26 protein-coding genes are annotated in these 25,522 nt (G+C 70.1%); 9 read left to right on the forward strand and 17 right to left on the reverse strand.

Annotated elements, in window-relative coordinates:
• Positions 1 to 54 precede the first annotated feature (54 nt).
• Positions 55 to 681: an exopolysaccharide biosynthesis protein PssZ gene (gene pssZ, locus C1707_RS04680; RefSeq protein WP_101714178.1), complete on the reverse strand. Its 627-nt coding sequence runs from the start codon at positions 679 to 681 to the stop codon at positions 55 to 57.
• A gap of 252 nt (positions 682 to 933) precedes the next feature.
• On the opposite strand from pssZ, the gene C1707_RS26015 reads away from it, so the two are divergent.
• The gene (locus C1707_RS26015) at positions 934 to 1,086 is read left to right on the forward strand and encodes a hypothetical protein (RefSeq protein ID WP_164467282.1); all 153 of its coding nucleotides are present in this window, start codon (positions 934 to 936) and stop codon (positions 1,084 to 1,086) included.
• Positions 1,087 to 1,108: 22 nt separating this feature from the next.
• Here the strand turns inward: C1707_RS26015 and C1707_RS04685 are convergent, their stop codons facing one another.
• The 4 genes from C1707_RS04685 to C1707_RS04700 form a co-directional block, all read right to left on the reverse strand.
• Positions 1,109 to 3,013: an O-antigen ligase family protein gene (locus C1707_RS04685; protein ID WP_101714179.1), complete on the reverse strand. Its 1,905-nt coding sequence runs from the start codon at positions 3,011 to 3,013 to the stop codon at positions 1,109 to 1,111.
• Positions 3,003 to 5,225, reverse strand: a complete 2,223-nt coding sequence (locus tag C1707_RS04690) for a GumC family protein (RefSeq protein WP_101714180.1) — start codon at positions 5,223 to 5,225, stop codon at positions 3,003 to 3,005. Before C1707_RS04690 ends, C1707_RS04685 begins: the two co-directional genes overlap by 11 nt.
• Before the next feature lie 60 nt (positions 5,226 to 5,285).
• Positions 5,286 to 6,557 (reverse strand): outer membrane beta-barrel protein, encoded by a 1,272-nt coding sequence (locus C1707_RS04695; RefSeq protein WP_101714181.1) that lies wholly within the window; start codon positions 6,555 to 6,557, stop codon positions 5,286 to 5,288.
• Positions 6,558 to 6,666: 109 nt separating this feature from the next.
• Entirely contained in the window at positions 6,667 to 7,230 is a 564-nt protein-coding gene (locus tag C1707_RS04700) for a hypothetical protein (protein WP_101714182.1), read from the reverse strand.
• Between the two features lie 668 nt (positions 7,231 to 7,898).
• On the opposite strand from C1707_RS04700, the gene C1707_RS04705 reads away from it, so the two are divergent.
• Positions 7,899 to 9,209, forward strand: a complete 1,311-nt coding sequence (locus C1707_RS04705; RefSeq protein WP_123170718.1) for a UDP-glucose dehydrogenase family protein — start codon at positions 7,899 to 7,901, stop codon at positions 9,207 to 9,209.
• Positions 9,206 to 10,183 (forward strand): NAD-dependent epimerase/dehydratase family protein, encoded by a 978-nt coding sequence (locus C1707_RS04710; RefSeq protein ID WP_101713522.1) that lies wholly within the window; start codon positions 9,206 to 9,208, stop codon positions 10,181 to 10,183. Before C1707_RS04705 ends, C1707_RS04710 begins: the two co-directional genes overlap by 4 nt.
• Here the strand turns inward: C1707_RS04710 and C1707_RS04715 are convergent.
• Complete coding sequence (locus C1707_RS04715; RefSeq protein ID WP_101713523.1) at positions 10,171 to 10,620, reverse strand: VOC family protein; 450 nt, start codon at positions 10,618 to 10,620, stop codon at positions 10,171 to 10,173. The two genes, C1707_RS04710 and C1707_RS04715, sit on opposite strands and share 13 nt — an antisense overlap.
• A gap of 78 nt (positions 10,621 to 10,698) precedes the next feature.
• Here C1707_RS04715 and C1707_RS04720 point away from each other — a divergent pair, with 78 nt between their 5' ends.
• Positions 10,699 to 11,616 (forward strand): LysR family transcriptional regulator, encoded by a 918-nt coding sequence (locus C1707_RS04720; protein WP_101713609.1) that lies wholly within the window; start codon positions 10,699 to 10,701, stop codon positions 11,614 to 11,616.
• 6 nt (positions 11,617 to 11,622) lie between these two features.
• On the opposite strand, the gene C1707_RS04725 is transcribed toward C1707_RS04720, so the two are convergent.
• From C1707_RS04725 to C1707_RS04740, 4 genes are all read right to left on the reverse strand, one after another.
• A complete protein-coding gene (locus C1707_RS04725) occupies positions 11,623 to 12,513 on the reverse strand; it encodes an SDR family NAD(P)-dependent oxidoreductase (RefSeq protein ID WP_101713524.1) in 891 nt (296 codons plus the stop codon).
• Positions 12,514 to 12,602: 89 nt separating this feature from the next.
• Entirely contained in the window at positions 12,603 to 12,818 is a 216-nt protein-coding gene (locus C1707_RS04730) for a hypothetical protein (RefSeq protein ID WP_101713525.1), read from the reverse strand.
• 18 nt (positions 12,819 to 12,836) lie between these two features.
• Positions 12,837 to 13,745 (reverse strand): WecB/TagA/CpsF family glycosyltransferase, encoded by a 909-nt coding sequence (locus tag C1707_RS04735; protein WP_101713526.1) that lies wholly within the window; start codon positions 13,743 to 13,745, stop codon positions 12,837 to 12,839.
• 169 nt (positions 13,746 to 13,914) lie between these two features.
• Positions 13,915 to 14,913, reverse strand: a complete 999-nt coding sequence (locus tag C1707_RS04740) for an NADPH:quinone oxidoreductase family protein (protein ID WP_101713527.1) — start codon at positions 14,911 to 14,913, stop codon at positions 13,915 to 13,917.
• A 69-nt stretch (positions 14,914 to 14,982) separates the two neighbouring features.
• Here C1707_RS04740 and C1707_RS04745 point away from each other — a divergent pair, with 69 nt between their 5' ends.
• The 5 genes from C1707_RS04745 to C1707_RS04765 all read left to right on the forward strand — a co-directional run bounded on the left by C1707_RS04745 (position 14,983) and on the right by C1707_RS04765 (position 19,618).
• Entirely contained in the window at positions 14,983 to 15,861 is an 879-nt protein-coding gene (locus tag C1707_RS04745) for an isoaspartyl peptidase/L-asparaginase family protein (RefSeq protein ID WP_101713528.1), read from the forward strand.
• Between the two features lie 98 nt (positions 15,862 to 15,959).
• Entirely contained in the window at positions 15,960 to 16,949 is a 990-nt protein-coding gene (galE, locus tag C1707_RS04750; RefSeq protein WP_101713529.1) for a UDP-glucose 4-epimerase GalE, read from the forward strand.
• 43 nt (positions 16,950 to 16,992) lie between these two features.
• The gene (locus tag C1707_RS04755) at positions 16,993 to 17,538 is read left to right on the forward strand and encodes an SRPBCC family protein (RefSeq protein ID WP_101713530.1); all 546 of its coding nucleotides are present in this window, start codon (positions 16,993 to 16,995) and stop codon (positions 17,536 to 17,538) included.
• Positions 17,535 to 17,957 (forward strand): thiol-disulfide oxidoreductase DCC family protein, encoded by a 423-nt coding sequence (locus tag C1707_RS04760; RefSeq protein ID WP_240633864.1) that lies wholly within the window; start codon positions 17,535 to 17,537, stop codon positions 17,955 to 17,957. The genes C1707_RS04755 and C1707_RS04760 overlap by 4 nt, the downstream gene beginning before the upstream one ends.
• Positions 17,954 to 19,618 (forward strand): DUF4166 domain-containing protein, encoded by a 1,665-nt coding sequence (locus tag C1707_RS04765; protein WP_101713532.1) that lies wholly within the window; start codon positions 17,954 to 17,956, stop codon positions 19,616 to 19,618. The genes C1707_RS04760 and C1707_RS04765 overlap by 4 nt, the downstream gene beginning before the upstream one ends.
• On the opposite strand, the gene C1707_RS04770 is transcribed toward C1707_RS04765, so the two are convergent.
• From C1707_RS04770 to C1707_RS04800, 7 genes are all read right to left on the reverse strand, one after another.
• Positions 19,615 to 20,538 carry a glycosyltransferase family 2 protein gene (locus C1707_RS04770; protein WP_101713533.1) on the reverse strand — a complete coding sequence of 308 codons (924 nt, stop codon included), beginning with the start codon at positions 20,536 to 20,538 and terminating at the stop codon, positions 19,615 to 19,617. The two genes, C1707_RS04765 and C1707_RS04770, sit on opposite strands and share 4 nt — an antisense overlap.
• A gap of 1 nt (position 20,539) precedes the next feature.
• Positions 20,540 to 22,516, reverse strand: a complete 1,977-nt coding sequence (gene thrS / locus C1707_RS04775) for a threonine--tRNA ligase (RefSeq protein ID WP_101713534.1) — start codon at positions 22,514 to 22,516, stop codon at positions 20,540 to 20,542.
• Positions 22,513 to 22,767 (reverse strand): membrane protein insertion efficiency factor YidD, encoded by a 255-nt coding sequence (gene yidD / locus C1707_RS04780; RefSeq protein ID WP_101713535.1) that lies wholly within the window; start codon positions 22,765 to 22,767, stop codon positions 22,513 to 22,515. The genes thrS and yidD overlap by 4 nt, the downstream gene beginning before the upstream one ends.
• A 53-nt stretch (positions 22,768 to 22,820) precedes the next feature.
• Positions 22,821 to 23,282, reverse strand: coding sequence for an iron-sulfur cluster assembly scaffold protein (locus C1707_RS04785; RefSeq protein WP_101713536.1), 462 nt, complete (start codon positions 23,280 to 23,282; stop codon positions 22,821 to 22,823).
• On the reverse strand, positions 23,279 to 23,749 hold the full coding sequence (locus C1707_RS04790) for an SRPBCC domain-containing protein (protein WP_101713537.1): 471 nt from the start codon (positions 23,747 to 23,749) through the stop codon (positions 23,279 to 23,281). The genes C1707_RS04785 and C1707_RS04790 overlap by 4 nt, the downstream gene beginning before the upstream one ends.
• A gap of 56 nt (positions 23,750 to 23,805) precedes the next feature.
• Entirely contained in the window at positions 23,806 to 24,732 is a 927-nt protein-coding gene (locus C1707_RS04795) for an alpha/beta hydrolase (protein WP_101713538.1), read from the reverse strand.
• Positions 24,733 to 24,798: 66 nt separating this feature from the next.
• The gene (locus C1707_RS04800) at positions 24,799 to 25,299 is read right to left on the reverse strand and encodes a DinB family protein (protein WP_101713539.1); all 501 of its coding nucleotides are present in this window, start codon (positions 25,297 to 25,299) and stop codon (positions 24,799 to 24,801) included.
• Positions 25,300 to 25,522: the final 223 nt, after the last annotated feature.

Below are 25,522 nucleotides of genomic sequence, written 5' to 3' on the forward strand. Positions count from 1 at the left end.
CTCGCTTCCGAACAGAAGCGAGGCCTTTTTCCGTATTCGAACAGTATTGCCCGCTTAGTAGGCGTTTTCGGCCATCAGCAGGTGCGGCACCGTCAGCAGCAGGATGCGGATGTCGCTCATCAGCGACCATCCGTCGATATAGGCGATGTCGGCCTTGATGCGGGCCGCCATGTCCTCGACGTCGGTGGTGCCGCCGCGCAGGCCGCGGATCTGGGCCAGGCCCGTGAGGCCCGGCTTGGCCTGGAAGCGCATGTTGTAGGTCGAGATCAGCGCGCCGTAATAGGCGTCGTGCGCCATGGCGTGCGGACGCGGACCGACCAGAGACATGTCGCCCTTCAGCACGTTGAGCAGCTGGGGCAACTCGTCGATGCTGGTGGTGCGCAGAAGCTTGCCGGACTTGGTGATGCGGTCGTCGTCGCGACGGGCCTGGGTGACCTTGTCGCCGTTCTCCTCGCACCGCATCGAGCGCAGCTTGTAGATGGTGAAGGTTCGCCCGTTCAGGCCGCCCCGCGTCTGGCGGAACAGCACGGGTCCGGGCGACTCCAGCTTGATCCAGAGCGCCGCGAGCAGAAGCACGGGCGCGAAGAAGATCAGGGCAAGGGCGGCGACGACGACATCGATGAAGCGCTTGCCAGGATCCACGGCGACACGAGCAAGAATCTCGCCCGCGACGGCGTTCATGGTTTCGGTGTTCGAGCTTCCGCTCACAGCGTAACCCCCTATCCCACGACACACAAAAAAGGAACGAAGCCACCCCACTTCGTCTCTAACTACCTAATGCAACTCTCCGACGACGTCGCGCGGAAACTGATACTTAACCATAAAATACAGTCATTTTGCGTAAACCCTGTTCCTTCACTAGGGCTTAGGGGTGAAAAGCTAAGCTTATATTCGCGCAGATGACGAACCTGCGTTGAAGGGGCCTTGAGTTTCATGCCGCACGCAGACATCTCGCTGAGCAGCGTCGCCGACGCCGCGCCGACCGCCACGCGCCGCCTGCCGCGCGCCGTCGGCCTGGGCCTGGCCGCCATGGTTTCGGTCGGCCTGTGGCTGGCCGCCGCCGAACTGGTCCGCGCCTTCCTCTGATCGATCCGCACGCGCGGCCGCCTCAGGGCTGCCGCAGGCGCAGCACCGTCAGCTGCAGCGCCAGGCCCACCCGCCCCGCCGGATTGCGGATCTCGTTGGCCATCCGCACCAGTTCCTTCCGCTTCCAGTTGGCGCGGCGCCATTCGGCGCTGAGCTGCTCGATCGTCTGGGCGCGCGCCGTCGGCGTCAGCCGGTCCCAGCGCTCGTAGGCGAACCGCGTCCGGGCGTTGAACAGGCTGGTCTGCAGCGGCGCCACCGTGAACGAGCGCTCCAGCGCCAGGGCCGAGGGCCCGTCCAGGCCGGCGGCCGCGTCGACGGCCGCGCGACGCAACCAGGCCGATCCCGATCCCGGCCGCGAAGCCAGTTCGCGACGGCTCAGGCCGTCCAGCCGCGCCAGCTCTTCCGCCGATAGATCCTTGCGCGCCACGCCGCGCTCGATGCTCGCGGCCAGGGCGTCGGCGGGGGCCGTGGGCCAGGCCGACAGGTCTCCGCCGACCTTGGCCGCCAGCAGCGGCGCGCCCAGCAGCACGGCGACCACGGCGCAGGCGCCGCCGCCGGCCAGGGCCAGACGGGCCGGCGCGAGATCGGGCCTGGCGCCGCGCGTCTCGCGGCGGGGCGAGACCAGGCCGCCGACTGCGCCCAGGCCCAGCGCCGCCAGCGCCTGGATGGCCGGCACCTGCAGCGCGAAGTCCGACAGGCCGTGGATCAGGAACACCGCCGCCGCGCAGACCGCGCCGCGCGCCCAGATGCCGACGCCGCCGGCGCCGAAGGCCGCGCGGACGATCGGAGCCAGACGCTGGCCCAGCAGCGCCGCCATCAGCGCAGCCCCGACGACGCCGGCCTCCTCCAGCCACTGGACATAGAGATTGTGCACGGCGCGCACGTTGTGCAGCTCGCGCAGGGTCGCCTCGGTCATCAGCATCTGGTTGACCGAGGTGAAGCCGCCCAGGCCGTAGCCGAACCAGGGCGAGGACAGGAAGGCGCGCCAGTGCGGGGCGATGATCTGCCGGCGGATGTCGAGGTCCTGCTGGGCCAGGTCGAAGCGCTCGGCCACCAGGCCCGCGCCGTTGAGACCAAGAACCGCCACCAGCAGCACGGCCGCGCCGCCGACCACCAGCACGCCGCTCCGAGTCATCCGGCGCCCGGCCAGGGCCTGCCAGATCGTGAACAGCGCCGCGCCGATCGCGCCGGCGATCAGGCCGCCGCGCGAGGCGGTCATCAGCACGCAGACGACCAGCAGGGCCACCAGGCCGACCAGGGCGACGGCGCGCGGATCGCCCTTCTTCAGCGCGGCCGAACCGCCCCTGCGCAGGCGCTGGGCCAGCGCCGCGGCGGCCATAACCACGCCGGCGGCGAACACCGTGGCGGCGCTGTTGGGGCCCAGCAGGGTGGCGGCCATCCGCCCTTCGCCGCGCAGGCCGACGTGATGCACGAGAGCGCCGGCGGCGTAGATCCCCAGGCCCCACAGCATGAAGGCCAGCAGCCGGCGGCCGCGTGTCTGCGAGGCGGCGACCACCCGGCCGGCGACGTAGAGGCAGAACAGGCCCAGCAGGTTCAGGACGTTGAGCAGCACCGCCGAGCGGTCGAGGGTCGAGGCCGCCGGGCCGTCGGGCAGATAGGTCCAGACCGGATGGGGGCCGTCGGGGGTCCAGGGCGTCAGGGGCGCCAGGACGGCGGCCAGCAGCAGCGCGGCCAGCACGGCCGGAACCGTCCAGCCGCCGAGCCTGGCGAGATCGCGGCGGGCCCAGCCGCAGGCGGCCAACAGGATGACGAGGCCAAGGGCGTAGAGCCCGGCGAACACGGCCGCCACGGCCGTGTCGCTGGCGCCGAAGGCCAGGACGGCGCCGAAGACCAGCGCCGTCAGGCCCGCGCAGGCGGCGGTTTCGGACCCCGCGAGCCGCCGGGTCCGACGCCCGTCAGTCCGCATAGTACTTGCGGTAGCTCTTGTAGTAGTAGCCCGCGTCGCCGTAGCCGTAACGGGACTGGGCCTTGAGATCCATCTGGGTCAGGGCCACGCCGGCCAGGAACACGCCCCGGCCCTGCAGCAGCGACAGCGCCGAGGTGATGGCCTTGACCGGCGTGCGCTTCCAGCGGGCCAGCATGACCACGGCGTCGGCGTGCGGCGCCAGGATGCGGGTGTCGGCGATGGCCAGCAGCGGGGCGGTGTCGAGCAGCACCACGTCGAAGCGCTGGCGCAGTTCGGCCAGCAGGCGCTGGAAGGCGGCCGAGCCGAAGACGTCGCGCGGCGTGTAGGCCGACTTGGTCAGCGGCAGGACCTTGGCCCCGCTCTCATCGGCGTACAGCGCCTCGTCCAGCGTGGCCGCGCCGTTAAGCACCTCGATCAGGCCGACCGTGGGAGCGGTGGGCAGGAAACGGTTGATGGCGCCCTGGCGCAGGTCGCAGTCGACGACCACGACATTGGCGCCCGAGGCCGCCAGGGTGCGGCCCAGCGAGAAGGTGGTGGTGGTCTTGCCCTCGCCCGGCAGCGACGAGGTGACCGCGATCACCTTCACCGTCTCGCCGACCTTGGAGAACAGGATCGCCGCCCGCAGCTTGCGCAGGCTCTCGGCGAAGCTGGAGAGCGGCTTGTTCAGCAGGTAGTCAGGCGGGGCCAGGCCGCGCGCGGCGCGGGCGTCGTCCAGCGTCGAGCTGAGCAGCGGCACCGAGCCGAGATAGGGCACGCCCAGGCGGCGCTCGACCTCGTCCTCGGTGAACAGGCCGGCCATCAGGATCTCGGCCAGGACCACGGCGGCGCCGCCGGCGCCGAGCGCGGCCACCAGGCCAAGGATCAGGTTGACCGACGGCTTGGGCTCGCTGGGCTTGTTGGGGATGGTGGCGCGCGACAGCACCCGGGCGTCGGGCTGCTCGATGCCTTGCTGAGCCGTGGTCTGCTTGAAGCGACCGAGCAGGGACTCATACAGGGTGCGGACGGACTCGGCCTTCCGCTCCAGTTCGGCCAGGCGGATGCTGGCGCGGTTGTTGCCGGCCAGGGTTCCGCGGGCGGAGCCGACGCTGCCGGCCACCGAGCCGGTGCGCTGGCGCGAGATCTGGGCCTGGGCCTCGAGGTTGGAGATGATCCGCTTGATCTCGGCCTGGATCTGGGTGTCGATCTCGGCCAGTTCGCGGCGCGCCTTGATCAGGTCGGGCCAGCGCTCGTCGTAGCGCTCGGCCATGGAATTGACCTGGGCGATCTTCTCGACGCGCTGCTTGCGCAGTTGCTGGATGACCGGCGAGCTCATGGTCTCGCCCAGATCGTCGCCGTTGCTGCCGCGGGCCAGCTGGTTGCGGGCGATGTTGAGGCGGGCGTCGGTCTCGGCCTGTTCGGCGCGGGCCGTGGCCAGCTGCTGGTTCAGGCCCGAGATCTCCTGCTCGGTCAGGGTCGCGCCCTGGGCGCTGAGCAGGTTGTTGGCGATCTTGTACTGCTGGACCTCGGCCTCGGCCTGCTGCAGCTGGCCGCGCAGGTCGGCGACCCGGGTATTGAGCCAGCCGTTGGCCTGCTTGGTGGCCTCGAACTTGGCCTCAAGCTGCTCGGTCAGATAGAGGTCGGCGAAGGCGTTGGCCAGGCGCGCGGCCTGGGCCGGATCCTCGTGCGTGTACTGGACGGTGATCAGGTAGGTGACGCCCGAGCGGCGGACGTTGAGGCCGCTGAGCACGCGATCGACGATCCGCTCGCGCAGGCGCTGGGCGGCGACCGGATCGTTGGCGGCGGTGGGGGCCACCGTCTTCTTCAGGAAGGGCAGCCAGGCCTTGACGCCCTTCGCGCCGGCGAGGCTGGGATTGTAGTACGGGTCCTGGTCCAGCTTGAGCTGGTCGACCACGCGGCCGGCCAGCGACCGCGAGCGCAGCACCTCGACCTCGGTGTCGACCACGGCGCTGTCGGCCGGCAGGCCCGACAGCACGGCGTTCATGTCCGGCGTCACCTGCTCCTGGCGCACGTCGATCATGACCTGGGCCTGGGTCGAGTAGCGCGGGGTCTCCTGCAGGGTGAACAGCACCACGGCCACGAAGACCGCCAGGGCCACCGCCGCGAACAGCCGCAGGCGCCGCCGGAAGATCGCGATGATGACGTTGAGGTCAAACGCGGGCGCTCCGGCGTCGGACGCCGGAGCGATCGGGGTCTCGAAGGTCGAGCCGTCCATGATGCGCACTCTCAGTGGTCGATGACCCTCCGCTAGAGGAGGGTCGCGACCTTTTTTGGACTAGAATTGCAGGGCGAGCGAAGCGGCCAGCTTATTGTCGGTGAAGCTTCGCGCGGCATTGGCGCCTTCCGACTTCTGCTTCAGGTAAGTGTAGGTCAGGAACACCCCGACGCGACGGTTCATCAGATACGAAACCGAAGCCTTGGCGCCGCTGCGCTTGTCTTCGCGATCGATGCCCTCGTAGTCGTCGCTGCCGAAATTAGCCTGGCCCGACAGCAGAACGTTGCGCAGAAGCTCGTGATCGACGGCCACCGAGCCGGTGGTGGTGACGAAGCCCTGCGAGTTGGCGACGACGGATTCGTCGATGTTGCGGGTGGCGTTGAAAGTCACCGTGGTCAGCTCGGTGGGGAACCACTCGACCTTGGTCTTGGTGCTGAAGCCGGTGATGTCGTCGACGCGGCGGCCCGTCGAGGTGACGAAGTTGTCGTAGGTCTGCTTCATGTAGCCGGCGTCGACCTGGCCGCGAATGGCCTGGGCCAGCTCGAAGTCGACGCCCGCCGACAGGATGTAGCCGTCGGAGTCGCGCGCCGAGTCCGTGTCGTAGCGGCGCGAGTCGCCGGTCAGCGAGACGTAGAAGGCGGTATCGGGGCTGACGGCGTAGTCGGCCTTGACGCCGTAGCGGTACTGGTCGCGGTCGCGGAAGTCCTGGTCGAGCTCGCCGGCGGCGTTGCGGCCGTCCTCGTAGTCGTAGGACTTGCTGGTCACGTCGCCGGTCAGGCGCAGGCGGTTGAACTCCTTCACCCCGCTAAGGGCCGCGGTGACCAGTTCGTACTGGATCGGCGCCAGGGCGGCGACCGGCGAGGTCGGGGCCGAGCGCGGCTCGGTCAGCTTCTGGTACTGCAGGCCGCCGGTGACGAACGCGCCGCGCACCACGTCGAGCTTGCCGTTGAGCCCGAGGGTGTATTCCTCGTTGTTTTCCGTGCTGTTGTCGGAATAGCGGTTGATCGAGGTCGAGGCGAAGGCGCTCAGCGAGTGGCGCGACCAGTCCGAACGCAGGGCCAGTTCCGGCTTCACGCGCCAGATGGTGTCGGAGGTCTCGTCGGCGGCGACGGCGTAGATGTTGTCGTCGCGCTCGAGATCGACCGTCAGGCGGGGATAGGCCACGAACGCGCCCAGGCGCACGCCGGCCGCCTCGTAGTCGGGCCGGGGGCGCTGGCGCACGCTGGTGTGCTTGTCGCGCTTGAAGCTGGACGCGCCGCTCTGGGCGGAAGCGATCTGCGGCGCAGCCGCGACGAGAACAGCCGCGATCGCGGCCGAGGCAAGTATCTTCATAGTCTATCCCCAGTTCGACGACTTCAGCCGTCTTTTCGGAAACCCGACACAAACAAAAAAGGGGTCCGGCGCCGGACGACCCGGCGCTGGTCTAACGCTTAGTGAGGCCTCAGGTGCCGCAGTAGTCGGCGGTGACGCCGGCGCACGGGTCGTAGGCGGCCGGAGGACCGGCGTCGCCGCCGCCGCCCGCCGTGCCCGACAGGCTGACCAGGACGCTGACCGAACCGCCGGCGGTCGAGGAGGTGACCGTGGCGGTCTGGCCGGTGGCCTTCAGCTGGGCGACGACGGCGGGGGCGTTGGCCACGGTGGCGGCCATGCCCGGCGCGACCGCGGCGGCGACCTTGAGGGCCACGCCGGCGCTGATGACGTTGGAGGCCACGGCCTGGATCAGGGCGGCGGCGATCACCTCGGGCGAGGCGCCGCTGGCGGCCAGGGCGGCGGCGACCGAGGCCTGCACGGCGTCGAGCTTGGCGTCCGGGGTCATGGCCGCGAAGCCGGGATCGGCGGCGGCCGAGCGCGCGGCGGCGGCGATCACCGCCTGCAGCGAGGCGGCGCTGGGCGGCGCGGTCGAGGCTTGAGTGGCGCCGCCTTGGACAGCGGCCGCGGTCGACACGAAGGGCGCGGCGGCAAGGGCCAGGCCCGCGACGACTGCGCCCACGAAACGCGATGACATGGCTTACCCCCTGTTAAGAATTCGCGATCCCTATAAGCCGCAAGCCCTGGGTATTCCAGCCCTAAAACTATTATAAGAGTTAATCGCACGGCTCAGACTTGCGACTTTGCACATAAGCGGCACAGTTTCATGACCGTCTGCTTGGGATCAGATCAATTCTCACGACATGAGCATGGCGCAGGCGCCGATCGGCGGCGCTGCGCACGATCTATCCTCTCGCGCGAATATTTCAGGCGCCGACTGCTGGCCGCTTTCAGAACCTGACAAGCTTCGCCATTAGCGAGCTCGACAGTGAAACAGGTGAATTCAACCTAGGGTTATACTCAAACGGTCATATGATCAGTTTGCGGATTCAACGCCGACGGCGCGTCAGACGCCGAAGTTCTCGGCGCAGGGGTCTCTCGAGGCTGGGCCAGATCAGCAGGCAGACCAGGACGACGATGACGGCGAAGGCGAACAGCAAGCTTCCACTCCAGGCTGCGCCCACCATACAACCCAAACGTGACTGTTTGTTCGAAATCCGCCGCCCGGGCGACGCCGCCCGGCATTTTCGCCGCGGCGCCCAAGGCGCATGCACCCGACGGCTTGTCTCGCGCCCGCGATTGGCCGATTAGCGGTCGTCAGGGCCGGTTCCGCCGGCCGCCCCGATCCGTGGAAAGAGGACATCCATGCGCGTAGCGATGATTGGCACGGGCTATGTGGGCCTGGTGTCCGGGGCGTGCTTTGCGGACTTCGGTCACGTGGTGACGTGCATCGACAAGGATCCGCGCAAGATCTCGCGGCTGCTGGCCGGCGAGATCCCGATCTTCGAACCGGGTCTGGACGACCTGGTGGCCCGTAACGTGCGCGAGGGCCGGCTGTCGTTCACGCTGGACGGCGCCCAGGCGATCAAGGACGCCGACGCGGTGTTCATCGCCGTGGGCACGCCCACGCGCCGGGGCGACGGCCATGCCGACCTCTCCTACGTCTACGCCGCCGCCGAGGAGATCGCCGGCCTGATCGACGGCTTCACTGTCGTGGTCACCAAGTCGACCGTGCCGGTGGGCACCGGCGACGAGGTCGAGGCGATCATCAAGCGGGTCAATCCCGAGGCCCAGTTCGCCGTGGTCTCCAATCCGGAGTTCCTGCGCGAGGGCGCGGCCATCGAGGACTTCAAGCGCCCCGACCGCGTGGTGATCGGCGCCGAGGACGAGCGGGCCCAGGCGGTGATGCGCGAGCTCTATCGCCCGCTCTCCCTCAACGAGACCCCGATCGTCTTCACCGGCCGCCGCACCAGCGAGCTGATCAAGTACGCCGCCAACGCCTTCCTGGCGATGAAGATCACCTTCATCAACGAGATGGCCGACCTGTGCGAAAAGGTCGGGGCCGACGTCCAGCAGGTGGCCAAGGGCATCGGCCTGGACAAGCGGATCGGCTCGAAGTTCCTCAACGCCGGCCCCGGCTACGGCGGCTCGTGCTTCCCCAAGGACACCATCGCCCTGGTCAAGACCGCCGCCGACTACGGCGCGCCGACCCGGTTGATCGAGACCACGGTCGAGGTCAACAGCGCCCGCAAGAAGGCCATGGCCGACAAGGTCGCCGCCGTGCTCGGGACCGAGGACCTGGCCGGCAAGACCGTCGGCGTGCTGGGCGTGACCTTCAAGCCCAACACCGACGACATGCGCGACGCCCCCAGCCTCGACATCCTGCCGGCCCTGCAGGCCAGGGGCGCCAAGGTCCAGGCCTTCGACCCCGAAGGCCGCCACGAGGCCGAGGCCCTGCTGCCGGGCGTCACCTTCGTCTCGGGCCCCTACGAAGCCGCCGACAAGGCCGACGTGCTGCTGCTGCTCACCGAGTGGGACCAGTTCCGCGCCCTCGACCTGGACCGCCTCAAGGGCCTCCTGGCCGCTCCGGTCATCGTCGACCTGCGCAACGTCTACAAGCCCCACGAAATGGTCCGCCACGGCTTCACCTACGCCTCCGTGGGGCGCGGGGCATGAGCGCAGGCCCCGTCATCGTCACCGGCGCGGCCGGCTTCATCGGCATGCACGTGGCCGAACGCCTGCTCGAGCGCGGCGAGACGGTGATCGGCGTCGACGTCTTCAACGCCTATTACGACCCGGCCCTGAAGGCCGCCCGCGCCGCGCGCCTGGAGGGCCGGCCCGGCTTTACGATGGTCCGCATGGACATCGCCGAGCACGAGGCCCTGCTGGACCTGGTGCGGTCGTCGGGCGCGAAGCGGATCGTCCACCTGGCCGCCCAGGCGGGCGTGCGCTACTCGATCGACAATCCCTTCGCCTACGAGCGCTCGAACCTGGCCGGCCACCTGTCGGTGCTGGAGGCCTGCCGCCACGGCGGCGTCGAGGCCCTGGTCTACGCCTCGTCGAGCAGCGTCTACGGCGAGCGCCCCCTGGCCGGCGAGGGCTTCAAGGAAACCGACCCGGCCGAGACGCCGGTGTCGCTGTACGCGGCCACCAAGCGCGCATGCGAGCTGTTGAGCCAGAGCTACGCCAGCCTCTACGGGTTTCCGCAGGCGGGCCTGCGCTTCTTCACCGTCTATGGCCCTTGGGGCCGGCCAGACATGGCCTATTTCAGCTTCACCCAGAAGATCCTGCGCGGCGAGCCGATCGAGGTCTATGGCGAGGGCCGGATGGCCCGCGACTTCACCTATATCGACGACATCGTCGACGGCATCGTCGGCGTGCTCGACAACCCGCCGCCGCACGGCGCCCACGAGGTCTACAACATCGGCGACAGCAACCCCGTCGGCCTGATGGACATGATCGCGGCCCTGGAAGGCGCCATCGGCCGGCAGTCGGAAAAGGTGTTCCTGTCGATGCAGCCCGGCGACGTGCCGGCCACCTATGCCGACGTCTCCAAGCTGCACGCCCTGACCGGCTACCGGCCCGCCGTCGGCGTCGAGGAAGGCCTGCGGCGCTTCGCGGCCTGGTACGCCGACTTCTACGGCCGCTGAGACGACGCCCCGCTCGAGGCGCTGAAGCGGATCTGCTGGCCGAACGAGACCTCCAGCGTGTTGCCGTCCGGATCGGCGATATAGGCCCAGTAGCCGACCGGCGGCCCGCCATCGACGGGCGGCGAGCGCAGCACGCCCAGCGTCTCGGCCAGGGCGGCGAGGCGATCGACCTCGTCCCGGTCGGCGCAGGCCAGGCCCAGATGGCCGAACGGGCCCAGCGGCGTGTCGTCCAGCACGCGCGACTCCACCAGCACCACCGCGAAGGCCCTGTGCCGGTCGGCCATCCACGCCACCCGCTCGATCGCCCCGCCCGCGGCGCGCTCATGCACCATCCGCAGGCCAGCGAAGGTCTCGTAGAAGCGGCGGCTGCGATCGAGGTCACGGACCACCAGGGCCACATGGGTCAGGCCCCGGTCGATGTCGCTGGCGATGGTCATGTTCGGCTCCGTTCTGCTGACGGCCGCAAGGTCCGCCATCGATTGAGCGAATGGAAATGATCTGTCAGCATGCCCAGCATGCGCACGACGAATGATCTGCACGGCGTCGACATGAACCTGCTGGTCGTGCTCGACGCCCTGCTGGCCGAACGGCACGTCACCCGCGCGGCCCTGCGGATCAACCGGTCGCAGCCGGCCGTGAGCCACGCGCTGAGCCGGCTGCGCCACCTGCTGGACGATCCGATCCTGGTGCGGGTCGACGGCCGGCTGGAGCCGACGGCCCGGGCGCTGGAGATCGCCAGGCCCCTGCGTGACGCCCTGGGCCTGATCGGCGGCGTGCTGGGCGATCCCGAGCGCGCGCCGGGCGCCCAGGCGCGGCACTTCCACCTGTCGATGTCGGACTACGCCGCCGATGCCCTGCTGCCGTCCCTGTCGCGTGAGCTGCGCCGCCGGTCGCCGGGAACCACGCTCAGCCTGCTGGCCCTGGGACGCTGCGCCGCCCTCGCCGCCGTCGAGGCCGGTGAAATCGACCTGGCGGTGGGCGTCTATCCCGACCGTGACAGGTCCGTCGCCGAGGGCCTGTCGTTCGCGCCGCTGCTGAACGACCGCTTCGCCTGCCTCTATGACGGCGCCGCCGGACCCCCGCCGACGACGCTGGACGCCTACCTGGCGCGCCCGCACGTCGCGGTCGCGGCCTCGCCGCGCGACGTCGGCGACGTGGACGCGGCGCTGGCCGCCGACGGCCGCGCGCGGGAGATCGCGATCACCCTGCCGCACTGGTCGGTGGCGCCGGCCCTGATCGAAGGGACCGACCTGGTGCTGACGGCGGCGCGGCGCAGCCTGCCCGCCGCGCCGCCCGGCGATCTGGTCGTCGCCGACCTGCCGTTCGCGGTCGCCCCCATTCCTCTGGTCATGGCCTGGCACGCGCGGCGCGACTTCGACCCGGGCCACCGCCGGCTGCGCGAAGCCCTGGCCGAGGCCTGCCGGGAGGGCTGAAGCGCCCTACTCCGCCGCCTGGCCCGCGATCATCGCCTCGCGCATGGCCTGGGCCTGCTCGGGCGAGACGCCCATGGCCGCCAGGATCGGCGACGGCGTGCGCACGTCCCAGCTGCTGCGCGGGCCGATGGTGATGCCGCCGTCGACGACGATGTGGGTTCCGCTGACGAAGGCGCTGTCGTCGCTGGCCAGGTAGAGGGCGGCCGCGGCGATGTCGTCGGGCAGGCCGGCCTTGGCGATCGGCTGGATCTTGGGGCCGACCTCGGCGACGCGGGCGGCCATCTGGTCGGCGACCTCGCGCGGCAGGCCGATCGAGGCCCCGAAGATCGAGGTGGCGATCAGCCCCGGGCAGATGGCGTTGACCCGCACGCCCAGCGGCGACAGCTCGGCCGCCGCGCAGCGGGTCATGTGGATCACCGCCGCCTTGGCCGAGGAATAGGCCAGCGGTCCGAAGCCCGCCTGCAGGCCGGCGATCGAGGCGGTGTTGATGATCGAGCCGCCGCCGCGCGCCATCATGGCCGGCAGGGCGTGCTTCATGCCCAGAACCGGGCCGCGCAGCAGGACGGCGAAGGTGGCGTCCCAGGCCGCGCCGGTCATGTCGGCCACGCCGTTGGGCGCGCCGCCGTGGCCGGCGTTGTTGAACAGGATGTCGAGCCCGCCGAAGGCCTGCGTCGCCAGCCCCACGGCGGCGGCGATGTCGTCCTCGACCGTCACGTCGCAGCGGGAAAAGCGCACGGCGTCGGGGAAGCGTCGTTCGAGGATCGCGCCCTTCTCGGCCTGCAGGTCGGCGGCGACCACCCGCGCGCCCTGGGCGACGAACAGTTCGACGGTTCCCAGGCCGATCCCTGAGCAGGCCCCGGTGACGACGGCGACCTTGCCGTCCAGACGTCCGCCCATGCGGCATCCTCCCTGTTGGCGCGCGGCCTCTGGAAGCGGGCCGTTCGGCGCGGGAGGATCATGGGACGGCGGGCCGCCCCGGACCAGCCTTACGTGGCGTCAGCGGCCGAGGCGCGGCCGAACAGCGGGCGGCCCTGCGGCCGGCGCGTCACCAGGCTGAACAGCAGCCACAGGGCGCACGGCGCCAGCATCAGCGCCCAGGCCAGGACGAGGCCCGCCAGGCCGAAGACGGCGCAGACGCGCTGCCAGGCGTTCGGCCGCTCGGTCGAGCGGCGGCGCGGCTTCTTTTCGATCTTCAAACCCATTGGTCCCCCACGGTCCGGTTAAGGCTTGAGCGCGAGATCGGTGGCGCGCCGGTAGGCGGCCTCCGGCGGAACGGCGTTCTTCTTTTTGCCCGGCTTGAGCTGCCGCGCAAGGGCCCTGCGCGCATCGGCCATGGCCGGGCCGAACAGGTGCCAGGGTTCGACGCAGTAGCGGGTGAACAGCCGCTCGGGGTCGGCCATCAGCCGGAACAGCCACTCCATGCCCACCTGGCCCATCCAGCGGGGCGCGGCCAGCTGGACGCCGGCCTCGTAGTCGAAGGCGCCGCCGACCGTGAAGCCGACGCAGGGGTCAAGCTTCTTGTGGTTCTCCAGCAGCCACTTCTCCTGGCGCGGCATGCCCATGCCGACGAACAGGATGTCGGGCTTGTAGGCCTTGATCCTGGCGACCACGGCCTCGTTCTCGGCGCCGCCGTCGGTGACGTCGAAATAGCCCTGATGGCTCTCGACCTGGGCCGTCGGCCAGTCGCGGCGGATATTCTCCAGCGCCTTGTCGGCCACGCCCGGAGCGCCACCGACGAAGAACACCTTCCAGTTCTCCTTGGTCGCCCGCGCCCAGAAGTCGTTGCGCCAGTCGAGATAGGTGCAGCGGTGGAAGCGGCGGCTGGCCCGGCCGACGATGCGCGCCCAGAAGATCAGCGGCACGCTGTCGACCTCGATCAGCTCGGCGGCCTTGAAGAAGTCGACGACCTGCGGGTCCTTCTGCAGCAGATACAGGCTGTGCAGGTTGTGATTGGCGACGATCGCGCCCTTGCCGCCCGCGATCCGGCCCGCCACGAAGTGGAAGACCTCCTCCGGGCGCACGAGATCCATCTCGCCCCCGAGCACCTTCACGCGCTCTTCGGGTCGACGGTTCATGCGGTACGGGCGGCGCGTCTCCACGGGAAACGCGTCGCGAGCAGGAAGGAACATCTGAACGCCGCCTCCGACTATTCGAAGAGCAGCAATAGCCCAGTTGACCTCACCGCTTTGCTAAGGGACGTCCTTACCGCGCGTTTAACCGTATGATTTTACTGTTGTTTCAGAACGGGACGACAGGCGGGCGATTTGCGAAGACTTAACCATGCGCCCCGCCTTGCCCCTATTCCACCGTCACCACCACCTTGCCCATGGCCTTGCGGCTGGCCAGGTGGGCGATGGCGTCGCCGGCCTTTTCCAGCGGGAAGCGCTCGGAGACGTACGGCCTGATCTTGCCGGCCGCGTAGAGGTCCATCAGTTCGCGCACGTTGGCCGCATGGCCGGCCGGATCGCGGGCCACGGCCGCGCCCCAGAACACGCCGACGATGTCGCACGACTTCAAGAGGGTCAGGTTCAGCGGGATCTTCGGAATGCCCGACGGGAAGCCGATCACCAGCATGCGGCCGCCCCAGCCGGCGGCGCGGATGGTGGCTTCGGAATAGTCGCCGCCGACCGCGTCATAGGCCACGTCCCAGCCGCCCGGACCGCAGGCGGCCTTCAGCTGGTCGGCCAGGGCCTTCTGGCCGTCCTTGTCGAACGGACCACGGGCGTAGACGACGCCGGCGTCGGCGCCGCGCGAGATGGCCAAGTCCACCTTCTCCTGGCTGGAGGCGGCGGCGATGACCCGCGCGCCCATGGCCTTGCCCAGCTCCACAGCCGCCAGGCCCACGCCGCCGGCCGCGCCGAGCACCAAGAGGGTCTGGCCGGGCTTGAGGAAGCCGCGATCCTTGAGCGCGTAGTACGAGGTGCCGTAGGTCAGGATGAAGGCCGAGGCCTCGTCGAAGGGCATGGCGTCGGGGATCGGCGTGCAGCGGGCGGCCTCGACGGCCAGCTTGTCGGCCATGCCGCCCCAGCCGGTCGAGGCCAGCACCCGCTGGCCGACCTGCAGGCTGGTGACGCCTTCACCGAGCGCGGCGACCACGCCCGAGACCTCGCCGCCGGGGGCGAAGGGACGCTGCGGCTTGAACTGGTAGAGATCCTGGATGATCAGCAGGTCGGGATAGTTGACCCCGCAGGCCTTGACGTCGATCAGCACCTGGCCGGGCGCGGGAACCGGATCGGGCAGCTCCTCCAGCACCAGGGACTCGGGCCCGCCGACTTCCTTGCTGAGCACCGCCTTCATCTCGCTTCTCCCGCGTTTCTTATTTAGAAGGCGCGACGCTAGCCCAGGCTCGACGGGCAAGGAAGCAGAATGTCAAACAAGCGTTTTACTCTCGCCCTGCACGGCGGCGCCGGCGCCAAGCGCGGCCACGACTACTCGGTCGAGATCGCCCACATGCGCGGCCTGATCGAGGCCGGCCGCGAGCGGCTGGCCGCCGGCGCCAGCGCCCTGGACGTGGTCGTCGAGACGGTCGCAGCGCTGGAGGCCTCGGGTCTCTACATCGCCGGCAAGGGCGCCTCGCCCAACGTCGACGGCGAATACGAACTGGACGCCAGCCTGATGGACGGCGCCACCACCCGCGCCGGCTCGGTGGCCGCGCTGCAGGGCTTCGCCAGCCCGATCCGCGCCGCCCGGGCGGTGATGGAGGAAACTCCGCACGTGATGCTGGCCGGCGAAGGGGCCATGACCTTCGCCCGCGCCCAGGGCCTGGAGACCATCTCCGATCCCGAGACCTACTATACCCGCGCCGGCGCCTTCGAGGACAACGCTCCTCCGGGAGGACTGCCCACCGGCACCGTCGGCTGCGTGGCCCTGGACCAGGACGGCCGCCTGGCCGCCGCCACCTCGACGGCCGGCGTGTTCGGCAAGCTTCCGGGCCGGGTGGGCGACAGCCCGATCATCGGCGCGGGGGCCTGGGCCGACGGCTTCGCCGCCGTCTCGTGCACGGGCCAGGGCGAGTACTTCATCCGCACGGCCGTGGGCGCGCAGATCGCCCACCGCATCCGCTTCGGCGGCCAGGGCCTGGAGGAGGCCGCCGCCGGCGCCATCCAGGGCGTGGCCGACCTGGGCGGCCACGGCGGCCTGGTCTCGGTGGACCGCGACGGCAACGTCGCCATGCCCTTCGCCTCCAGCGGTCTCAAGCGCGCGGCCCTGATGCCCGACGGGACCATCCTGGCCGAGGCCTTCTGAGGCGGCGGCGACGGCAAGCCCCTTGACCCCGCGCGGCCGCGCGCCAAGAAGGGGGACGGGGCAACCCACGGACTCGTAATGGAAATCGGAGCGCGACCTTGAGCCAAGCCATCCTCGTGGCCGGCGGCGCGGGCTATATCGGCTCGCATACCTGCCTGCGACTGGCCGAGGCCGGCTTCACGCCCGTGGTCTACGACAACCTCAGCAATGGCTGGGAAGAGTTCGTCCAGTGGGGTCCGCTCGAGGTGGGCGACGTCAACGACCCGGTCCGGCTGGCCGAGGTGTTCGCCAAGCACAAGCCCGCGGCGGTGATCCACTTTGCCGCCTTCGTCGAGGTGGCGTTCTCGATCGCCGAGCCGGGCGCCTTCTACGGGACCAATGTCGGCGGGGCGATCACCCTGATCGAGGCGGCCCGCAAGGCCGGCGTCGACAAGCTGGTGTTTTCGTCGACCTGCGCCACCTACGGCCCGCCGGTGACCCTGCCGATGGACGAGACCCACCCGCAGGCGCCGCTCAACCCCTATGGCCGCAGCAAGCTGATGGTCGAGCAGATCCTGCGCGACATGGACCGCTACAAGCGCTTCCACTCGGTGGTGCTGCGCTACTTCAACGCCGCCGGCGCCGACCCCGAAGGCCGGATCGGCGAGAAGCACGAGCCCGAGACCCACGCCATCCCCCTGGCCATCGCGGCCGCGCGCGGCGAGCGCGAGAAGTTCACCCTCTACGGCAGCGACTACGACACCCGCGACGGCACCTGCATCCGCGACTACGTCCACGTGCTGGACCTGGCAGACGCCCACGTGCTGGCGCTGAAGTGGCTGCTGGACGGCAAGCACAGCACGGCCTTCAACCTGGGCACCGGCGAGGGCACCTCGGTGCGCGAACTGGTGGCGGCGATCGAGCGCCGGTCCAACCGCAACTTCCCGCTGGAGACGGTGACCCGCCGCGACGGCGACGCCCCGATCCTGGTGGCCGACAGCGACAAGGCCCGGGCCCTGCTGGGCTGGAACCCGCGCTATGGCCTGGACGACATCATCCAGCACGCCTGGGCCTGGCACGCCAACGGCGCGACCGCGCTGAAGCGCTAAAGCCGCTTCCCCGCAAGGGGGGAAACCCTCTAGCGTGGGGACCATGCACGGCCTGGCCCTCGTCCTTCTCTGGCTGGTCGCGGCGCCTCCGGCGTTCGCGGCGGACGGCGTGGGGGCGCAGGTGCGGGCCGGCGCCGACGGGCGCGGCGAGGTGCGGGCGACCATCGACATCCCCGCCCCGCCCGACCGGGTGTGGCGCGTCATCCTCGACTGCGGCCTGGCCGCCCGCATGACCCCCAGCGTCAAGCGCTGCACGGTGCTGGAACGCTCGCCCGACGGCCGGACCGAGACCCGCGAGCACTGGATCAAGCGCGGCCTGTTCTCGCCGATGCTGCGCTCGGTGTCGCGGCTGGAGCTGGAGCCGAACAGGCGCATCGGCTTTCGCTGCACAGGCGGCGACATCGACGACTGCGAGGGCCAGTGGCTGCTGACGCCGCTGGACGACGGCGCGTCCACCCGGGTGGTCTACGAGAACAAGGTCAGCGCCCCGTTCGGCCTGCCCGCCGGCATGGCGGCCGCCGCCATGCGCCGCGACGTGCCCGCCGCCCTGCAGGCCCTCAAGCGCCAATGCCTGGAGAACCGCCCATGAGCGCGCCCGCACCGCTGTGGTTGTTCGACGGGGTCTGCAACCTCTGCTCGGGCTCGGTGCGGGCGGTGCTGGCCATCGACCGCAAGGGGATCATGCGCTTCACGCCGATCCAGTCGGACTACGGTCGGGCCCTGGCGATCGCCCACGGGATCGATCCGGACCATCCGGCCAGTTTCCTCTATCTCGACGGCGGCCGGGCGCTGGAGAAGAGCGCGGCGATCTTGGCCCTGCTGCGCCGGCTGGGCGCGCCGTGGTCGGGGCTGGCGGCGATCGTGGGCGTCCTGCCCAAGGCCTGGCTGGACGCCGGCTACGACTGGCTGGCCGCCAACCGCTACCGGCTGATGGGCAAGCGTTCGACCTGCATGGTACCGACGCCGGCCCAGCGGGCCCGCTTCGTGCTGGAGCCGCCGGCCGCATGAGCGTGGGCGATCGCAGACGGGTTGTGCTGGTCGGGGCCAGCGGCGTGTTCGGCGCGCGCCTGGCGCGGATGCTCGCCCGTCGCCCGGACGTGACGCTGGTGCTGGCCGCCCGGCGGCCGCGGCCCCTCGAAACCTTGCTGACCGAGCTGCAGGCAGGCGGGGCGCGGGCCTCGATCGAGGTCGCCGTCCTCGATCGCGACCAGCCGTCGGACCTAGAGCGGCTTTGCCCGTTCGTGGTGATCGACGCCGCCGGGCCGTTCCAGGGCCAGGATGCCGCCTTCGCCAAGGCCGTGCTGGCGGCGGGCGCGCACTATGTCGACCTCGCCGACGCCCGGGACTTCGTCGCCGCCTTCCCCGGACGGCTGTCGGCGGCGGCGCGCGAGGTCGGCCGCTGGGCGATCACCGGCGCCAGCTCGACCCCCGCCCTGACCTGCGCGGCGGTGGATGCGCTGACCGAGGGCTGGACCCGCGTCGACCGCATCGAGGCGGCGATCTCGCCAGGCGCGAAGGCGCCGCGGGGCCTGTCGGTCACCCGCGCCATCCTGCGCTGGACCGGCGCTCCGGTGTCGGTGTTCGTGAACGGCGCGGCTTCTACCCGGCCAGGCTGGAGCGTCCCGCATCGCCTGGCCTTTCCAGGCCTCGGCCGGCGCTGGATCGGCCTGGCCGAGACGCCCGACCTCGACCAGCTGAAGGCCCGCTATGCGCCGACCCGCGAGGCCCTGTTCGGCGCCGGGCTGGAACTGGCGCCGCTGCACCTGGGGCTGTGGCTGCTGAGCTTTGCCCGCCGCTGGGGGCTGTTGCGGACGCTCGAGCCCCTGGCCGCGCCGCTGAACGCCGGAGCCGGGCTGCTGGCGCCTCTGGGTTCGGACCGGGGCGGCATGACCGTGCGAGTCGAGGGCCTGGACGCCGCCGGCAGCGCCGTCGCCGCCCGCTGGAGCCTGTGGGCGGAGCGTGGGGCCGGACCGAACGTGCCCGCCGCCCCGGCCGCGGCCGTGGTCGGCGCGCTGCTGGACGGAACGCTGGCGGGTCCGTCCGACGCGGGGGCCTGCGTCGGCCTGCTGGACCTCGCGGCCCTGCTGGCGCCGCTGGAGGGCCTGCCGATCAAGGCCCGGATCGACGCCGCCGCACCCGCCGCGACGGGCGTATTTCCGCGCGCCCTGGGGCGAGGCTTCGAAAACCTGCCCGCCGTGGTTCGCGGCGCCCATCGCGGCGAGGCGGACGTGACGCTGGCGGGACGCGCGCGGGCGCGGGGCGGCGGCGGACTATCGGCACTCGTGCGGCGGCTGCAGGGCCTGCCCGCGCCGGGCGTCCACGCCACCGCGGTGTCGATCGCGTCCCTGCCCGGCGGCGGCGAGGCCTGGACCCGCCGGTTCGGCGGCCGTCCCTTCCGTTCGCGCATCGCCCCGGCGGCCGACGACCCGTTCGCCTTCGAGGAGACGGTCGGGCCGCTGACCTTCCGTTTCCACGCCTCGCCCTATGCCAGCGGCTTTTCCTGGGATTTCGAGAGCTGGCGGCTGGGCCCCTTGCCGCTGCCGGCCGCCTGGGCGCCGCGCACGCGGGCGCGGACCTTCGCGCGGGACGGATCCTACCGCTTTCGCGTGCTGGTCGCCCATCCGTGGCTGGGCGTGATCTTCGGCTATGCCGGAAGGCTGGAAGCCTAGCCCTTGCGCAGGCGGGCGTTGATCGCGGGGCGGCAGACCGAGAGGCCCAGGATCAGCGGGGCCAGCATGACCGCCAGCACGTAGCGCTGGATGTTGTCGGCGCGCTTGATGAAGTAGCGGGCCAGGCCCACGCCCTTGTGGAACTCGACCTTGACCGGGTGTTCCAGGCTGGTGTGGCCCAGGTGGATGACGCGGGCGTTGGGGTGGAACAGCACCTGGCCGCCGGCCTGGCGGGCGCGCCAGCACAGGTCGACGTCCTCGACGTGCAGGAAGTAGCCCTCGTCGAAGCCGGCAAGGGCGTCGAAGTCGGTGCGGCGCAGGGCGAAGCAGGCGCCCGAGATGGTCGGCATCTGCGTCGGCTCGGCCGGCAGGGGCTCGTGCTCGCGGTGGATCTCGAACCGCTTGAAGCGCTCGACCTTCTGGCTCAGCTGCGACAGGCTGAGCAGGGTGGTGACCGGCGTCACCTCGCCGCGACGGCCGCCGCGCTGCTCGGTGCCGTCGATGTTCATGACCCGCGCGCCCATCACGGTCGGCACCGGCTGGTCGCGGAAGGCCGCGACCATCGACGGCACGCAGTCGGGCTGCAGGTTGGCGTCGGGATTGAGGAAGATCAGGTACTCGCCCTGGGCCACCGAGGCGCCCAGATTGGCGCCCTTGGCGAAGCCGACGTTGCCATGACCCTGCACCAGCTGGACGCGCGGCTCGGTCAGGCCCAGCGCGCGGAGCATGTCGGCGTCCTCGGGCGGCGAGCCGTTGTCGACGATGACGAACTCGTCGACCATCGGCTCGGCCAGCACGTGGCGGATGCTGTCGACCAGCGCTTCTCCCGTCCAGTAGACGACCATCACCACCGAGACCAAGGGCTTGGCGGGACGCGCGCCTGCGGCGAGCACCGTGAAGGACGGGAGAATACTGTTCATGTCAGACCTGAGCAGGCTCCCGCGTGGCTTGCGGCGCGCGGGCCCGAACCAGGTCGGGAGGCGTGGCTTCCTGGCCAAGCACCGACAGCGCCTCGTCGAGCGACAGGATCTGCTGACCCTCGCCGCCCAGGCGCCGCAGGGCGACCTGCCCCGTCTCCGCTTCCTTACGTCCGACCACCGCGATCACGGGAACCTTGGCGAGGCTGTGCTCGCGAATCTTGTAGTTGATCTTCTCGTTACGAAGATCGACCTCCGCGCGCAATCCCATAGCCGTCAACCGCTCGACGACAGTGCGGGCATAGTCGTCGGCGTCCGACGTGATCGTCGCCACGACGATCTGCGTCGGCGCCAGCCAAAGCGGCAGATTGCCCGCGTAGTTTTCCAACAGAATACCGATGAACCGCTCGAACGACCCCAGGATCGCGCGATGCAGCATCACCGGCCGCTTCTTGGATCCATCTTCGGCAACGTACTCGGCGCCCAAACGTTCCGGTAGAACATAGTCGAGCTGCAGCGTGCCGCAGGTCCACTCGCGACCAATGGCGTCCTGCACGATGAAGTCGAGCTTGGGCGCATAGAAGGCGCCGTCGCCCTCGGCGATCACCGGCTCGACGCCGGCCAGGCGCGCGGCCTCGGCCAGCATGCCTTCGGCCTTGTCCCAGAACTCGTCCGAACCGGCGCGCAGCTCGGGGCGCGTGGCCAGGGCGATGTACTTGGTCGTCATGCCGAGGTCGGCGTGGATCATCCGCGTCAGGCGGATGAAGCGCTCGGTCTCCTCGACGATCTGGTCCTCGCGGCAGAAGATGTGGGCGTCGTCCTGGGTGAAGGCGCGCACGCGCATCAGGCCGTGCAGGGCGCCCGACGGCTCGTAGCGGTGACAGGCGCCGAACTCGGCCATGCGCATCGGCAGTTCGCGATACGACCGCTGGCCCACGTTCCAGATCTGCACGTGGCCCGGGCAGTTCATCGGCTTGAGGGACAGGATCTCGCCTTCGACCGTTTCGCAGACGAACATGTTGGCGCGGTACTTGTCCCAGTGCCCCGAGTTCTCCCAGAAGGTCTTGTCCAGGACCTGGGGCGTCTTGACCTCGATGTAGCCGGCGCGGTCGAGGCTGCGGCGCATGTAGGCCTCCAGCGTCTGCCACAGCTTCCAGCCCTTGGGGTGCCAGAACACCATGCCCCGGCCCTCTTCCTGCATGTGGAAGAGGCCCAGCGCCTTGCCCAGCTTGCGGTGATCGCGCTTCTCGGCTTCCTCGATGCGCTTCAGATAGGCTTCCAGGTCGGCTTCCGAGGCCCAGCTCGTGCCGTAGATGCGCTGCAGCTGGGCGTTGTTCTGGTCGCCGCGCCAGTAGGCGCCGGCCAGCTTGGTCAGCTTGAAGGCCTTGCCGACGTGCTTGGTCGACGGCAGGTGCGGACCGCGGCAGAGGTCCTTCCAGGCGCCTTGGCGATAGACCGTGATCGTGTCCGTGCCCGGCAGGTCGCGGATGATCTGGGCCTTGTATTGCTCGCCGATCTCGTCGAAGTGCCTGATGGCCTCGTCGCGGTCCCAGACCTCGCGCGTGATCTTCTCGTCGCGGTCGACGATCTCCTTCATGCGCTTCTCGATCGTCGCCAGGTCGTCCAGGCTGAACGGCTCGTCGCGGGCGAAGTCGTAGTAGAAGCCGTCCTCGACGTTCGGGCCGATCGTCACCTGCGTGCCGGGAAACAGCTCCTGCACCGCCTCGGCCAGCACGTGGGCCGTGTCGTGGCGGATCGTTTCGAGGGCCTCGGGGGCGTCACGCGTCAGGATCTCGAACTTGCGCTCGCCGGTCAGCAGGTCGGGCGTCAGGGCGCGGTCGAGGTCCAGCACCTGGCCGTCCAGCTTGATCAGCAGGGCCTTCTTCTCGAGCGACTTGGAGATGGCCGCGGCCACGTCGCGCCCCGTCGAGCCGTCGGGATACTGACGGGAGGAGCCGTCGGGGAAAACCAGATCGATCATTCTTCACACATCCACTTGCGCGGCTCGCGCGGCGGAGGCGGCGGGTCGTACCCCCAGCCCCCGAACGGATTGCATCGGCAAATCCGTCCCAGCGCGAGCCAGGACCCCTTGGCGGGTCCGTGATCCTTGAGCGCCTGGGCCGCGTACTCCGAACAGGTCGGCAGATAGCGGCACTGGCGCCCGATGAGAGGCGAGAGCGTCAACTTGTAGGCGCGCAGGCCGAAGTCGACGACGCGGTGATAAAGGCTCATGCCGGCGCTTTCGCGAACGGAGTCGGGCACTTATCGCACCCGCGAGAAACCGATCAAGCGGCGCCGGCGCGGCTAGTTCGCGTTTGGGTCGCCCCTGTGGCCTTCCGGACAGCCTCGACCGCGGCTTCGAACGCCAGAAGCGTCGAGGCGTGACGGGCAGGATAGTCCTTGACCGGCTCCAGCACGGCGAGCTCCGCAAAGCGGCCCGCAGGGTGCGGGCCGTTCAGCTTCAGCATAGCCGCCAGGGCGTCGCGGGCCAACTCAAGTTCGGAAAGATCCGCGCCGATCACGTTGGCGCCGAGCACCGCGGCGCTGGCCTGGCCCAGGGCGCAGGCCGAAACCTCCTGGGCGAAGTCGGCCACCTTGCCGTCCTCGACCACGACGTCGACGATGATGCGGCTGCCGCAAAGCTTGGCCGTCCTGTCGGCGCTGGCGTCGGGCGCGTCCAGACGCCCGGCCCGCGGCAGGTTGGCCACGAGCGTCAGGATCCGGGCGCTGTAGAGATCGTCGATCATCCGACTTCAGATGGGGCGGCCGCGCGCGCCCGCCAGAGGGCCTCGGCGCGATCGCGCACCGCCTCGCCCATGGCCGTGAAGGCGGCCTTCAGGGCGCGGCGCTCGTCCTTGGAGATCCACTTGACCAGCAGGCCCATGAACAGCTCGCCGTTCGAGAAGGTGGCGTTGCTCTCGCCCATGTTCTCGACTTCCAGGTAGCGGATGGCGGTGACGAAGCCGCCCAGGCGCTGCGAACGCCAGTGCAGCTGTTCGTAGGGCACCCAGTCCTGGACGATCGGCTGGATCACCTTGACCGGTCGATCGCCGATCGCCTCTTCCAGGGTCAGGGCGGTGCCGATCTTCAGCTGGCCAGCGGCCTTGACGTAGAGCGGGTTCCACTCGTGCCAACGCTCGAACTCGGACACGACTTCCCAGACGATCTCGGCGGGGGCCTGGACCCCGATACGGTGCTCGACGGCGCGTTTCATGGTCGCGATCTAGCACATCCAGGGGGTGGAGCTACAGGCGTGAATTGATCCCGCCATCAGGGCCTGGCAGGCAGCACGGCCATCAGGGCGCGGGTGAAGCCGACCGGGGCCACGGTCAGGTGATCCTCGTCCTCCAGCACGGTCGAGCGGACCTTCAGCCCCGGATAGCCGTGCGACTTCAGAACCCGTTCCATGGTCTTCACGTCGGCCACCATGTCGGGGCCCGTGGTGTTGCGCGAACTGGGTCCCGGCGCCTCGTAGCCGCCGACATACATGAAGACGTCGGCGGGCAGGTCCTTGTGGGCGCGGGCGTAGTCGGCCTCCAGCGTCATGATGTGGCGCTTGTCGAACCAGAAGGACGGGCTGCCCAGCACGTAGCCGTGGAACATCGCCGGGTCGGTGAACAGGATCTGCGCGCCCAGCAGGCCGCCGTAGGAATGGCCTAGCAGCACCCGCCGGGCCGGGTCGGCGCGGAAACGCTGCTCGACGAAGGGGAGCACCCGGTTCTTCAGGTAGGCCTGGTAGGCGCCCCCCTGGCCGTGGACGGTGGCGCTGGCGCTGCGGGGGCCGTTCGGCGTGGGCGTATAGTCGCGGTTGCGGCTGACGACGCCGCTGTCGCCACGCGAATAGGACAGGCCCACGAGGATGAACTCCTCGATCACCGGGCCGTCCAGGTTCACCCGCCGGGCGACCTGGCGGATGATCGGAAAGGCGTAGTCGGCGTCGGTGACGAAGACCACCGGATAGCGGCGCTGGGGATTGGCCTCGTAGCTGGCCGGCAGGCTGACGAAGACCTCGTAGTCGCGGCCGGAGACGGGATCGGGCACGGTCCAGACCTGGGTGCCCTTCAGGACGTAGGGCCCGCCCTCGACCTGGGCGGCTGACGCGGCGGCCGGCGGCGGCGACTGGGCGTCGGCCTTTTCGGTGCAGGCCGAAAGCGCGCTCGCCGCCAGCAGCGTCATCGCCAGTCCAAACGTCCGCATGCCCGACTCCCCTGAAAGCTGCACCAGGGCACCCTAGGGGCGAATGTGGCGAAACTCGGCCTTGGCTCAGGCGCCGGCCTCGCGCTGGTAGACCGGCAGGTCGAGCGAAGGGGTCGGCACGCCCGCCTGGCCGATCAGGTCGTGGGCCTGGCCGCGATGGTGGGTCTGGTGGTTGAAGAGGTGGGCCAGGGTCTTCCACAGCGGCCCGACCACCTCGACGCCGTCGGCCTTGCGGGTCCAGCGGAACTGCGCCGCGCAGGCCTCGTCGGTGAGACCGGCGACATAGTCGACCAGGACCGCGTCCTCGGCCACGCGCGCGGCGCGCAGTTCGGAAAGGTCGGTGAACAGCACGCTGTCGAGCCCGTAGGGCGGCAGCGGCGTCCCGCGCAGGCGGGCCGTCCAGATGCGGTCGGTGACCAGCAGGTGGTTCAGGGTCCCGGCGATCGAGCCGAAGAACCCGCCGCGCTCGGCGGTGAAGCCGCCGGCCGGCAGAACCTCGCAGGCGTCCAGCAGCCGGGCGTTGGCCCAGGCGTTGTAGCCGGCCATCAGGGAGAAGAGGTCGCGCATGGATCGGCTCATGGCTGCTCGACGGACCCCCTCTCTCTTTGAGAGAGGGAGGGGCCCGCCGCGCAGCGGTGGGAGGGTGAGAGGTAACAACTTCCCAGAACGAAGCGCCGCCGGGAGGCTGCGGTCAGGGCCTTGGCTAGAAGGTCCGATGCCTAACAGCAAAGGGTGAAACCTCTCACCCTCCCACGCCTTGCGGCGCGGGCCCCTCCCTCTCTCTCAGAGA

Source organism: Caulobacter flavus, assembly GCF_003722335.1.
GTDB classification, from domain to species: Bacteria; Pseudomonadota; Alphaproteobacteria; order Caulobacterales; family Caulobacteraceae; genus Caulobacter; species Caulobacter flavus.

Excerpts from the sequence above, each read along its gene's own strand:
- C1707_RS04715 (WP_101713523.1), bottom strand. The coding sequence starts at position 10,620 with ATGACCATCGCCAGCGACATCGACCGGGGCCTGACCCATGTGGCCCTG.
- C1707_RS04755 (WP_101713530.1), top strand. The coding sequence starts at position 16,993 with ATGCACGGCCTGGCCCTCGTCCTTCTCTGGCTGGTCGCGGCGCCTCCG.
- C1707_RS04695 (WP_101714181.1), bottom strand. The coding sequence starts at position 6,557 with ATGAAGATACTTGCCTCGGCCGCGATCGCGGCTGTTCTCGTCGCGGCT.
- C1707_RS04690 (WP_101714180.1), bottom strand. The coding sequence starts at position 5,225 with ATGGACGGCTCGACCTTCGAGACCCCGATCGCTCCGGCGTCCGACGCC.
- C1707_RS04710 (WP_101713522.1), top strand. The coding sequence starts at position 9,206 with ATGAGCGCAGGCCCCGTCATCGTCACCGGCGCGGCCGGCTTCATCGGC.
- C1707_RS04705 (WP_123170718.1), top strand. The coding sequence starts at position 7,899 with ATGCGCGTAGCGATGATTGGCACGGGCTATGTGGGCCTGGTGTCCGGG.
- C1707_RS04740 (WP_101713527.1), bottom strand. The coding sequence starts at position 14,913 with ATGAAGGCGGTGCTCAGCAAGGAAGTCGGCGGGCCCGAGTCCCTGGTG.
- pssZ (WP_101714178.1), bottom strand. The coding sequence starts at position 681 with ATGAACGCCGTCGCGGGCGAGATTCTTGCTCGTGTCGCCGTGGATCCT.
- C1707_RS04770 (WP_101713533.1), bottom strand. The coding sequence starts at position 20,538 with ATGAACAGTATTCTCCCGTCCTTCACGGTGCTCGCCGCAGGCGCGCGT.
- C1707_RS04735 (WP_101713526.1), bottom strand. The coding sequence starts at position 13,745 with ATGTTCCTTCCTGCTCGCGACGCGTTTCCCGTGGAGACGCGCCGCCCG.
- C1707_RS04720 (WP_101713609.1), top strand. The coding sequence starts at position 10,699 with ATGCGCACGACGAATGATCTGCACGGCGTCGACATGAACCTGCTGGTC.
- C1707_RS04685 (WP_101714179.1), bottom strand. The coding sequence starts at position 3,013 with ATGCGGACTGACGGGCGTCGGACCCGGCGGCTCGCGGGGTCCGAAACC.
- C1707_RS04700 (WP_101714182.1), bottom strand. The coding sequence starts at position 7,230 with ATGTCATCGCGTTTCGTGGGCGCAGTCGTCGCGGGCCTGGCCCTTGCC.
- C1707_RS04785 (WP_101713536.1), bottom strand. The coding sequence starts at position 23,282 with ATGATCGACGATCTCTACAGCGCCCGGATCCTGACGCTCGTGGCCAAC.
- thrS (WP_101713534.1), bottom strand. The coding sequence starts at position 22,516 with ATGATCGATCTGGTTTTCCCCGACGGCTCCTCCCGTCAGTATCCCGAC.
- C1707_RS04800 (WP_101713539.1), bottom strand. The coding sequence starts at position 25,299 with ATGCGCGACCTCTTCTCCCTGATGGCCGGCTACAACGCCTGGGCCAAC.
- C1707_RS04795 (WP_101713538.1), bottom strand. The coding sequence starts at position 24,732 with ATGCGGACGTTTGGACTGGCGATGACGCTGCTGGCGGCGAGCGCGCTT.
- C1707_RS04765 (WP_101713532.1), top strand. The coding sequence starts at position 17,954 with ATGAGCGTGGGCGATCGCAGACGGGTTGTGCTGGTCGGGGCCAGCGGC.
- C1707_RS04725 (WP_101713524.1), bottom strand. The coding sequence starts at position 12,513 with ATGGGCGGACGTCTGGACGGCAAGGTCGCCGTCGTCACCGGGGCCTGC.
- C1707_RS04745 (WP_101713528.1), top strand. The coding sequence starts at position 14,983 with ATGTCAAACAAGCGTTTTACTCTCGCCCTGCACGGCGGCGCCGGCGCC.
- C1707_RS26015 (WP_164467282.1), top strand. The coding sequence starts at position 934 with ATGCCGCACGCAGACATCTCGCTGAGCAGCGTCGCCGACGCCGCGCCG.
- C1707_RS04790 (WP_101713537.1), bottom strand. The coding sequence starts at position 23,749 with ATGAAACGCGCCGTCGAGCACCGTATCGGGGTCCAGGCCCCCGCCGAG.
- C1707_RS04730 (WP_101713525.1), bottom strand. The coding sequence starts at position 12,818 with ATGGGTTTGAAGATCGAAAAGAAGCCGCGCCGCCGCTCGACCGAGCGG.
- C1707_RS04760 (WP_240633864.1), top strand. The coding sequence starts at position 17,535 with ATGAGCGCGCCCGCACCGCTGTGGTTGTTCGACGGGGTCTGCAACCTC.
- yidD (WP_101713535.1), bottom strand. The coding sequence starts at position 22,767 with ATGAGCCTTTATCACCGCGTCGTCGACTTCGGCCTGCGCGCCTACAAG.